General features: G+C 53.5%; 10 protein-coding genes. 6 read left to right on the top strand and 4 right to left on the bottom strand.

Translation table 11 applies throughout. From position 1 onward, the window contains the following. Positions 1–83 precede the first annotated feature (83 nt). Positions 84–398 carry a ComEA family DNA-binding protein gene (locus AC4FIC_RS14570; RefSeq protein WP_100257657.1) on the bottom strand — a complete coding sequence of 105 codons (315 nt, stop codon included), beginning with the start codon at positions 396–398 and terminating at the stop codon, positions 84–86. 306 nt (positions 399–704) lie between these two features. Here AC4FIC_RS14570 and AC4FIC_RS14565 point away from each other — a divergent pair, with 306 nt between their 5' ends. The 6 genes from AC4FIC_RS14565 to gap all read left to right on the top strand — a co-directional run bounded on the left by AC4FIC_RS14565 (position 705) and on the right by gap (position 7,112). Then, on the top strand, positions 705–1,343 hold the full coding sequence (locus tag AC4FIC_RS14565; RefSeq protein WP_100258764.1) for a GntR family transcriptional regulator: 639 nt from the start codon (positions 705–707) through the stop codon (positions 1,341–1,343). An 86-nt stretch (positions 1,344–1,429) separates the two neighbouring features. Then, the gene (gene prpB / locus AC4FIC_RS14560; RefSeq protein ID WP_100257656.1) at positions 1,430–2,302 is read left to right on the top strand and encodes a methylisocitrate lyase; all 873 of its coding nucleotides are present in this window, start codon (positions 1,430–1,432) and stop codon (positions 2,300–2,302) included. Positions 2,303–2,403: 101 nt separating this feature from the next. Continuing rightward, positions 2,404–3,534 carry a bifunctional 2-methylcitrate synthase/citrate synthase gene (gene prpC / locus AC4FIC_RS14555; protein WP_100257655.1) on the top strand — a complete coding sequence of 377 codons (1,131 nt, stop codon included), beginning with the start codon at positions 2,404–2,406 and terminating at the stop codon, positions 3,532–3,534. A 22-nt stretch (positions 3,535–3,556) separates the two neighbouring features. Then, entirely contained in the window at positions 3,557–5,041 is a 1,485-nt protein-coding gene (locus tag AC4FIC_RS14550; RefSeq protein ID WP_100257654.1) for a bifunctional 2-methylcitrate dehydratase/aconitate hydratase, read from the top strand. A gap of 161 nt (positions 5,042–5,202) precedes the next feature. After that, entirely contained in the window at positions 5,203–5,814 is a 612-nt protein-coding gene (locus AC4FIC_RS14545; RefSeq protein WP_100257653.1) for a carbonic anhydrase, read from the top strand. A 302-nt stretch (positions 5,815–6,116) separates the two neighbouring features. Further along, positions 6,117–7,112, top strand: coding sequence for a type I glyceraldehyde-3-phosphate dehydrogenase (gene gap, locus AC4FIC_RS14540; protein WP_100257652.1), 996 nt, complete (start codon positions 6,117–6,119; stop codon positions 7,110–7,112). Between the two features lie 161 nt (positions 7,113–7,273). Here gap and moeA read toward each other — a convergent pair whose 3' ends face one another. The 3 genes from moeA to AC4FIC_RS14525 all read right to left on the bottom strand — a co-directional run. Next, positions 7,274–8,503: a molybdopterin molybdotransferase MoeA gene (moeA, locus tag AC4FIC_RS14535; protein ID WP_100257651.1), complete on the bottom strand. Its 1,230-nt coding sequence runs from the start codon at positions 8,501–8,503 to the stop codon at positions 7,274–7,276. Between the two features lie 9 nt (positions 8,504–8,512). Continuing rightward, on the bottom strand, positions 8,513–9,154 hold the full coding sequence (gene narL, locus AC4FIC_RS14530) for a two-component system response regulator NarL (RefSeq protein WP_100257650.1): 642 nt from the start codon (positions 9,152–9,154) through the stop codon (positions 8,513–8,515). Next, a partial coding sequence (locus tag AC4FIC_RS14525) for a histidine kinase (RefSeq protein WP_476195177.1) occupies positions 9,151–9,804 on the bottom strand: 654 nt, incomplete at its 5' end. The genes AC4FIC_RS14525 and narL, both read right to left, overlap by 4 nt.

The following is a 9,804-nucleotide window of genomic DNA, read 5'->3' as shown; positions in this document are numbered from 1 at the left end:
CCAGTCCGAATCCCTCTGCGAACACCTGTGCGCGAGTGCCCCTGAGAATAATATCTTGATCGCTTAGGGTTTTTGTCTTTTGGTCAGTTTGCCACACGCAATGCCAGACGATTTTTGTCCAGAGTGGCGGCACCAATTCCGGGCACCAGTAATAGATCTTCAATGGCTAGGAAAGGCCCATTGGCGTCGCGAAAGTCGATGATAGCCTGCGCTTTGGTTAAGCCGATGCCAGTGAGCAGGTCAGCCATTTTTTCGGCACTGTCGGTATTGATATTGACATATAGCAGAACCGTTTCAGTGCCCTTGTCGCTGACCGGATCAGGGGTTGAAACCTCCGCCAGTGCAAGGGAAGGTAGGAGTAGGGCGACCAAGGTGATTAGACTCATTAATATTTTCATGTCGTTTTTCCATTCGTTAGGGAGGGTACTTCGTCCTTGCAAGTCGACATCGGTAACAAACATTGCCTGCGCGACGCTATCGCAGGCCTTTACGGTTGTTAACCTCTTTCCGAAAAGTATTATCAGAGCCTGCCTCAAGGTTAGAGGCGCTAGACGATTTGCTCCAGTTGGGATTTATACCGTTATCTATCTTACATAAGGACGAGTATTCGCTTGCCTAGCTAGGTTGTTAACAATTAGATTGTTTTATGAGCTAAAGTGCGGTAATTTACTTGAAAATTATGGTAATTGTTAACAATAATGGAAATGAAAGCATCTACACAGACCGACAGAACCTTTAACGAATTACTCCAGGCGATCGTGACTGGGCAGATTCTGCCCGGCAGTCGATTGCGTGAAATTGAATTGGCCAAGGAAATGGGCATCGGACGGGGGCCTCTGCGTGAGGCGCTGAATCGCCTGGAAAGTCGCAAGCTAGTCACCAAGGTGCCGCACGTGGGAGCCCAGGTGGTAGGCCTCGATGTGACCGAGGTGATCGAAATTTATCAGTTGCGGGAAAATTTGGAGGGCCTGGCCTGCGAGCTGGCCGCGACGCGGATGTCCCAGACGCAATTGGATGCCTTGGCCCGTCTCATCGAACAACATGCCCAATACTTATCGGACCACGACGGGCAACTCTACATCGAGCAGGAAGCCGACCTGGATTTTCATTTTATGATTATCCAAGGTTCTCAGAATCGTTGGTTGATTCGTTTACTGTGTGATGAGTTGTACCACCGAGTGCGCATGTATCGCTTTCAATCCGCCCATAATCGGGGTCGTCCGACCCAGGCTCTGGAAGATCATAAACGGATCTTAGAGGCGCTGCAGAACCGCGACGGCGAGCTGGCCAGTATGCTGATGAAACGGCATATATCAGCCGCACGGCTGTTATTAGAACAATAGTTATTAGAACAATGTCTGTTCGAGCATCGACAATTAGAATTTCCACTACAAGAATAATCAGTGCCCCCGTTAACTAGGAGAACGACATGAGTGCAGGATTCGCCTTTCGAACCGCATTAGAAAATAACGCACCGCTGGCCATCGTCGGAGCCGTAAACGCTTATTGTGCGATGTTGGCGGCCCGATCGGGTCATCAAGCGCTCTACCTTTCGGGGGCGGGAGTGGCCAATGCATCCTTCGGTCTCCCCGACCTGGGTATGACCTCGCTCAACGATGTCGCCGAGGACGCTCGCCGTATCACGGGTGCGACCGATTTGCCCTTGCTGGTTGATATCGATACCGGTTGGGGTGGGGCCTTTAATATCGGTCGAACCATCAAGGAAATGGAGCGGGCCGGCGTGGCGGCTATCCATATTGAAGATCAGGTCTTACAGAAGCGCTGTGGGCATCGCCCGAATAAGGCCATCGTATCCAAGACTGAAATGGTCGATCGTATCAAGGCCTGTGTCGATGCCCGCACCGACAATAATTTTTTTATTATGGCGCGCACCGATGCCTTTGCTCAAGAGGGCCTGTCCGCAGCCCTCGATCGAGCCGCCGCCTGTGTTGAGGCCGGTGCCGACGGTATTTTCGCCGAAGCCGTGCACAGCCTAGAAGACTACCAGGCCTTCGCCAACGCCTTATCGGTGCCGATATTGGCCAATATTACCGAGTTCGGTCAAACCCCACTCTATAATCAAGCCGAACTGGCCGCAGCAGGCTGTGGCATGGTTCTGTATCCCTTGTCGGCCTTTCGTGCCATGAGTGCCGCCGCCATTGATGTGTACCAGTCTATTCTCAGCCAAGGTGATCAAAAGGCAGTCGTCGACTCAATGCAGACTCGTGCCGACCTTTATGACGTGCTCAATTATCACCAGTTTGAAGCCAAACTCGACGCCCTGTTTACCGACGGTAAATAAGGGCGCCGTTACTGAACTTATAACGACTGAACTCATCACAATTGACCCATAACAATTGACCTATAACAACTGAACTCATAACTACAACAGGAGCGACTGACATGGTGCAAAAATCCAACGACAGCCGAGGTTTACATGGCCAGGTAGCGGGCGCCACGAGCTTGTGTACGGTGGGCCTCTCTGGCAGCGGTCTGACCTATTGCGGTTACGATATTGCCGACTTAGCGGCTAACGCCAGTTTCGAGGAGGTCGCCTTTCTCTTGCAGAGGGGTGAGTTACCGTCCCAGACTGAATTGGCAGCCTTTAAGCAGAGCTTGTCCGAAAATCGCGCCCTGTCACCGTTGCTGTGCGAAATATTGGAACGTATTCCCAAAGATGCTAACCCAATGGATGTGATGCGCACCGGCTGTTCGGCTATGGGTGTGCTCGCGCCGGAACTCAGCTTTGCCGACCAAGATCAACACGCCATTCGAATGTTGGCCCAATTCCCGGCCATCTGCTGTTACTGGTATCACTTCTCGCATTTTGGTACTCGTATCGATACGGGTTCAAATGCGGATTCGGTCGGCGCGCATTTTTTAACCCTGCTAAATCAGCGCGAACCGTCAGAAACCGAGATTGCCGTGATGCATGCCTCGTTGATCCTCTATGCGGAGCATGAGTTTAATGCCTCAACCTTTTCCGCACGCGTCGCCGCTAGCACCCTAACCGACATTTACAGTGCGGTGACCGGCGCTATCGGCACCTTACGCGGACCGTTGCACGGTGGCGCCAATGAGGCCGCCATGGCCTTGATTCAGAGCTTCGATACGCCTGATGCAGCTGAGGCCGGCTTGCTCAGCATGTTGGCGGCGAAAGAAAAGATCATGGGCTTCGGTCATGCGGTCTACCGTACCAATGATCCGCGCAATGCGATCATCAAAGAATGGTCGCGTAAAATCGGTGAAGCCAAAAATGATATGAAGCTCTTCGATATTTCCGAACGTTGTGAAGCGGTTATGTGGCGAGAAAAAAAGCTCTTTGCTAATGCCGATTTTTATCATGCCTCGGCCTATCATCTGCTGGGCATTCCCACCGAACTCTTTACGCCAATCTTTGTGATGTCGCGCGTGTCCGGCTGGACAGCCCACGTCAAAGAGCAGCGCAGCAATAATCGTATTATCCGCCCGGGCGCTGAATATATAGGCGCAGAACCGAGAACCTATAGCCCCCTATCAACGCGCAACCGGTAGTCATCTACCCAAAAGGATCAACATGAGTGCGAATGTAGAAACGAATGAACGGCCTGAATATGATGAGGTGATTCAGAAAATCGCCGATTACGTCCTAGATTACGAAATCGTCAGTGAAACCGCCTGGGAGACGGCGCGCTTTTGTCTGATGGATACGCTCGGGTGCGGCCTCTTGGCGTTACGCTTTCCCGAGTGCACCAAGCACCTAGGGCCCATGGTCGCCGGTACTGTTGTGCCCAATGGCGCGCGCGTGCCTGGGACCCAGTTTTGTCTGGATCCGGTTAAAGCCGCCTGGGATATAGGCGCCTTGGTGCGTTGGCTCGATTATAACGATACCTGGTTGGCGGCCGAATGGGGCCACCCATCCGACAACCTAGGCGGCATCCTAGCCGTCGCCGACCACCTATCTCAAGTCCGAGTGCAGCGTGGCGAAGCCCCGCTGTTGATGACGGATGTTCTCGAGGCCATGATCAAGGCGCATGAAATCCAAGGCGTGCTGGCTTTGGATAACTCCTTCAACCGGGTCGGGCTCGATCACGTCCTGCTGGTCAAGGTAGCCTCAACCGCGGTTGTCGCCAAGCTGATGGGTGCCACGCGCGAGCAGATGTTAAGTGCTATCTCCCACGCCTGGGTCGATGGCCAAGCCTTGCGTACCTATCGTCATGCGCCCAATGCCGGCTCACGCAAGAGCTGGGCCGCCGGCGATGCAACCAGCCGGGCTGTGCGTTTGGTTGATATGGCCTTACGCGGTGAAATGGGTATCCCAGGCGCCCTGACGGCGCCGCAGTGGGGTTTTTATGATGTCCTGTTTAGCAAGACCAATAAAGATCAAAAACTCAAGCCGGAGGCCGAACGTGCCTTCAGTTTTCAGCGCGAATTTGGCAGCTATGTAATGGAGAACGTACTGTTCAAAATTAGCTTCCCGGCCGAGTTTCATGCCCAAACCGCTGCTGAAGCGGCCGTAACGCTGCACCCGCAGATAAAGGATCGGCTCCAGGATATAGCCCGCATCGAGCTGACCACCCACGAATCCGCGATTCGGATTATCAGCAAGGTCGGCGCATTGGCCAACTCGGCCGATCGAGACCATTGCCTGCAATATATGGTGGCAGTGCCTCTGTTAACCGGCGAGCTGGTCGCAGAGCAATATGAAGATGACTTTCACGCCAGCCATCCGGAAATCGATCGGTTGCGCGAACTGATGGTGGTCGCCGAAGATGCCCGTTATTCAGCCGAATACCACGAACCGGACAAGCGCTCGATCGCCAACGCGATTCAAGTGTTCTTTCACGATGGCAGCTCGACCGAGAAGGTCGTCGTGGAATACCCGATCGGCCATCGTCGTCGGCGAGAGCAGGGCATGCCATTGCTGGAAGACAAGTTCCGGGCTAATTTGGCGACCCGTTTCCCAGCGCAACGCAGTCAACAAATAATGGCGTTGTGTAAAGATTCGGCTCAGTTGTCCGCCACGCCGGTGCATAATTTTATGGACCGTTTCGTAATCTAATGGCCCATGGGTGTGGTTGTCGCTCTACCGGAGCGCAATCGCACCGTTGTTTTTGCCTAAAATTCATCAAACCTCTGCTTTAAATCGGCTTGTTTTTTTGCCTGAGCAATATATCGTTTGCACTATCGATATTCACAGTCAAAAGAGTAGCCGTACCCGCCATGATAAGTTCCGCTGAAGTATTAACCCGGTTAAAAGCCGGCAATCAACGTTTTGTGGGCGAGCTCAGCGAACACAGTGAGCTGTCCAGTGAACGGCGCCGTAACAGCCTGATCGATGGGCAGATGCCCTTTGCGGTCATTCTGGGGTGCTCCGATTCTCGCGTACCCGCTGAGATTGTGTTTGATCAGGGTTTGGGTGACCTGTTCGTTATTCGGGTTGCCGGCAATATAGTCGCGCCGTCACAGGTTGGCAGTATCGAATTCGCGGTTGAAACCTATGGCACGCCGCTCGTTGTCGTATTAGGGCATACCCAATGTGGTGCTATACAGGCGACTCTGGATGCCTTAAAGAACCCCGAGACGCAGCCATCCTTTAATTTGATGTCCATCGTGTCCCGAATTCGCCCCTCGATCGAAACCCTGGTTGAAACCGATTTAAAACACGACGAAGAAGCGCTGGTCCGTTTTGCCGTACGGGCCAATATTCGGGCCTCGGTGAGTCAGATTCGATGCTCGTCGCCGATCTTAGAGAAACATATTCTAAGCGGAAATCTCAAGGTGATCGGTGCACAATATTCACTCGAAACCGGTATCGTCGACTTCCTCGATTGACCCTTCAGGACTGCTTTTCTGCGTCCTAGCTCGCCTCAATAACGGATATTTTGCCCAAATAGTGCGAAATATCCGGTCATTTGACCCCTTCAGACACAAAATGAGTGCGTCCTAGGATGTTTTTAAACTACAATACGCGCGATTTTAGATCCGTTTGAAGCCATAATGTAGTTTAAATCCAATTAAATTTTGATTTGCCGCACTAAAATCGGCCCTATGGCTTGACTCAGCGGGTTATATTTGTAATTTTACTACCAAATTTAATCTTAACCATTCATGAAAAAAATAGGGATCCTCATAGTATGACAATTAAAGTAGGTATTAACGGTTTTGGTCGTATTGGTCGTTTTGTATTTCGCGCATCGGTTGAGCGTGATGATATTGAAGTTGTCGGCATCAATGACCTGATCGACGTCGACTACATGGCCTACATGTTGAAGTATGACTCCACCCACGGTCGTTTTAACGGCACAGTGGAAGTGAAGGACGGCAATCTGGTCGTTAATGGCAAAACTGTTCGCGTTACGGCAGAGCGCAACCCAGAAGCCTTAGCTTGGGGTGATATCGGCGTAGACGTCGTCGCCGAAGCGACCGGACTGTTCCTGGACGATGCCACGGCGCGCAAGCACATTACCGCTGGCGCTAAAAAAGTCGTTATGACTGGTCCTTCTAAAGACGCGACCCCGATGTTTGTTATGGGTGTAAACCATGAGACTTACGCCGGTCAGGACATCGTTTCTAACGCCTCTTGTACCACTAATTGCTTGGCGCCTATCGCTAAAATCCTGAACGACAAATGGGGTGTGGTCAGTGGTCTGATGACCACCGTTCACGCGACAACCGCAACGCAAAAGACAGTCGATGGCCCATCTGCAAAAGATTGGCGCGGCGGTCGTGGCGCATCACAAAATATCATTCCATCATCCACCGGTGCGGCCAAAGCCGTGGGTGTGGTTATTCCAGAACTGAATGGCAAGCTGACGGGTATGTCATTGCGCGTGCCTACGGCGAACGTTTCAGTGGTCGACCTGACCGTTAACTTGGCCAAGTCTGCCACCTACGCAGAAATCTGTGCTGAAATGAAGCGTGCTGCGGGTGCGGAATACAAGGGTGTGCTCGGTTACACTGAAGATGCTGTGGTATCACAGGACTTCATCGGTGAGACGCGGACCTCTGTGTTCGATGCGGCCGCGGGTATTGCCTTGAACGACAAGTTCGTTAAAGTCGTCTCTTGGTATGACAACGAAATCGGCTACTCAAACAAGGTACTGGATTTGGCAGCGCACATCGCCAAGTAAGGTTCGTTTAAGAGCTTAACAAGACCCTGATAGGGTCTTGATAAGGGTCTGAGAAGTGCGGCGACAGCCGACTCCTCAGGCCTTTTTTTTTACCCATCGATCGTTCATGACGCTGTCGGCTCAGCATAGCCCAATGCCTAATGTATAGGCCGAGTCTAGGGCTAAAACATCTCGTCAAACAGCCACAGGGTCACCGACTCACCCGCGGCGACCGATCCGCGTTCCTGCTCCAAGGCTATATAGCAGTTGGCATCGGCCAGGCTGGTGAGGATATGGGAACCTTGCGCCCGACCGGTCGGTGCTACCTCGACACCCTCAGCGCTCGACTGCCAATGACCGCGCTGGAAATCCATGCGGCCCGGTGCTTTCTGGATGGGCTCGGTCGTTATGGCCTGAAGTTGGCTCATGGGTTGGTAACCCAGGTGCTGATGTTGGCGGATCGCCTGGCTGCCGAGCAAATGAAAGGTGACCAAGGCCGACACCGGATTTCCGGGCAGGCCGATAAAATAACTATTGGGCAGGCGACCGAAGGCAAAGGGTTTGCCGGGTTTGATCGCTAGTCGCCAGAAGTCGATATGGCCCAGCTCCTCCAGTATATCCCGAGTGTAGTCGGCTTCGCCGACACTGACCCCGCCCGAGGTGAGGATGAAATCACATTCCCGATCGGCGCGCTGAAAAGCCAAACGAAACAGCTCGGGGTCATCCTGGACAATGCCATAGTCGATGATGTCGACCCCCAGCTTGGCCAGCATCCGGGTTAGAGCGGGTGCATTGGAGTTGTAGATATCGCCATAGTCGAGCGCTTGCCCGGGTGATTTCAGTTCATCACCGGTAGAAATCAACGCCACGGTGGTTTTGCCATAAACCGTGACGCTAGCGCAGCCGACACTGGCCAAGAGCGCCAGATGGACGGCATTTAGCCGAGTTTTGGCCGCGACAACCCGGCTGCCCTGCGCTATATCATCGCCCGCCCTGCGTACATGACTGCCCAAGGGCGCAAGTTCGCTAAAGCCGACAGCCGCGCCGTCGAGTAGGCTGTCTTCCTGTGCGATCACCGTGTCCGCTCCGCGCGGGATGGCCGCGCCGGTCATTATGCGCACGACCTGATTGGGATGAAGCCATTGGTCGAAGGCGGCACCGGCCAGCGCCCTGCCTTGAACGGTATAGGTTTTACCCAGGGCCATATCGGCTGCCCGCACGGCGTAGCCGTCCATGGCCGAGTTATCGAAGCCAGGAACCGGTGCCGGGGCGAAAACATCCTCGGCCAGTACTCGGTTTGCGGCCGCAGCCAACGCCACGGTCTCGGTGCGTGCCTGGCCGGATACAGCGGCCAAGAGTTTGGCGATGCCCTCGTTGAGCGGCATCAAGCCCGGTCGGTCGCAAGTGGCCATAGTGAGCTCCTAAAATTCCTTGTTATGGTGCAGGGCAAAAATAGCCGCCTCGACGCGCGAGCGCAGATGAAGCTTGGCCAGCACCCGCTTTACATGCACCTTGACGGTGCCCTCGGCAATAAGCAATTGTTGGCCGATCGCCTTATTGCTGCAACCCGATGCGACCAGGCGCAACACCTCGCGTTCCCGTTCTGTCAGTTCATTCAGCGCCGGGTGCATGTTCTCCGGTAAACGCTGGGTTAGCGCGTGGTGCACCACCTGCGCGATTTCCGGACTGATCACCTGCTCACCTTTGACACACTGTTTGATCGACGCGAGCAGTTCCAAGGGATCAATATCCTTGAGCAGATAGCCATCGGCCCCATTGTGGATCGCTCGGTGGATATCGGACTGGTCGTCCGAAACGGTGAAGATGATGATGCGCGCATAGACACCAGCATTGCGCAGTAAATTGAGCGTATGGAGCCCATCTTGACCAGGCATATTCAGATCGAGCAAGATCAAATCGGGCTCGTGTTGGAGTATAACCTTGAGCGCATCGCGGGCATCACCTATCTCGGCGATAAGCTGCAGATCAGGCTCTAACTCGAGTAGCTGGGCGATCCCCTTGCGCAACATGGGGTGGTCGTCGACGATAATGACATCAGTCACAAGGGCGGTTCTCCGTGTTCAATCGGGTAGGGCTCAATAAGCAATGACCCTTGGTTGTCGGGTTGTGCATTGAAGCATAATAGTACGCTGGCGCCACCCGCCTGCAGAGTCTGGTATTCGATGCGGCCACCGATACGTAAGGCCCGTTCGGTCATAATTTGTAGCCCAAACTGACCCATTTCGGCCAGCGTGTCGCCAAAGCCGACGCCATCATCGGTAATGGAGATCTCCAGAAAAGTCAGCCTATTCTGTAACGATACCACTGCATTATTGGCCTGAGCATGTTTTAAGGTATTGCTCATTGCTTCGCGAACAATATGCAGGCAATGAATTTCCTGGCTAGGGGAAAGGTCTTCCGGCCAATTATCATCTATATGAAGGTGCACGCTCGTACGGTGGCCAAGGCGGTTGACCTCAGCAACAGCCGCGGTGATCGAGGGTACCAGCCCCAGCTCACCGGATGTACTGCGAAAGGTCACTAACAGTTCCCTGAGTTTACGATAGGTGGTACTGAGCCCATCGCGCAGCTCAATAGCGATAGCATCCAAACTCGTCATTTCGGCACCGCGCTCGCGTAACGCTAGCCAACGAGCAACCTGTATCTTGAGGTAACTCAGGGACTGGGCAAGCGAATCGTGTAATTCTCGGGC

The sequence above is a fragment of the Reinekea sp. genome (assembly GCF_982785585.1).
The sequence above is the reverse complement of the archived record's forward strand: the minus strand, read 5'-3'. Positions and strand labels throughout refer to the sequence as shown.

Excerpts from the sequence above, each read along its gene's own strand:
- AC4FIC_RS14570 (WP_100257657.1), bottom strand. The coding sequence starts at position 398 with ATGAAAATATTAATGAGTCTAATCACCTTGGTCGCCCTACTCCTACCT.
- AC4FIC_RS14565 (WP_100258764.1), top strand. The coding sequence starts at position 705 with ATGAAAGCATCTACACAGACCGACAGAACCTTTAACGAATTACTCCAG.
- prpB (WP_100257656.1), top strand. The coding sequence starts at position 1,430 with ATGAGTGCAGGATTCGCCTTTCGAACCGCATTAGAAAATAACGCACCG.
- prpC (WP_100257655.1), top strand. The coding sequence starts at position 2,404 with ATGGTGCAAAAATCCAACGACAGCCGAGGTTTACATGGCCAGGTAGCG.
- AC4FIC_RS14550 (WP_100257654.1), top strand. The coding sequence starts at position 3,557 with ATGAGTGCGAATGTAGAAACGAATGAACGGCCTGAATATGATGAGGTG.
- AC4FIC_RS14545 (WP_100257653.1), top strand. The coding sequence starts at position 5,203 with ATGATAAGTTCCGCTGAAGTATTAACCCGGTTAAAAGCCGGCAATCAA.
- gap (WP_100257652.1), top strand. The coding sequence starts at position 6,117 with ATGACAATTAAAGTAGGTATTAACGGTTTTGGTCGTATTGGTCGTTTT.
- moeA (WP_100257651.1), bottom strand. The coding sequence starts at position 8,503 with ATGGCCACTTGCGACCGACCGGGCTTGATGCCGCTCAACGAGGGCATC.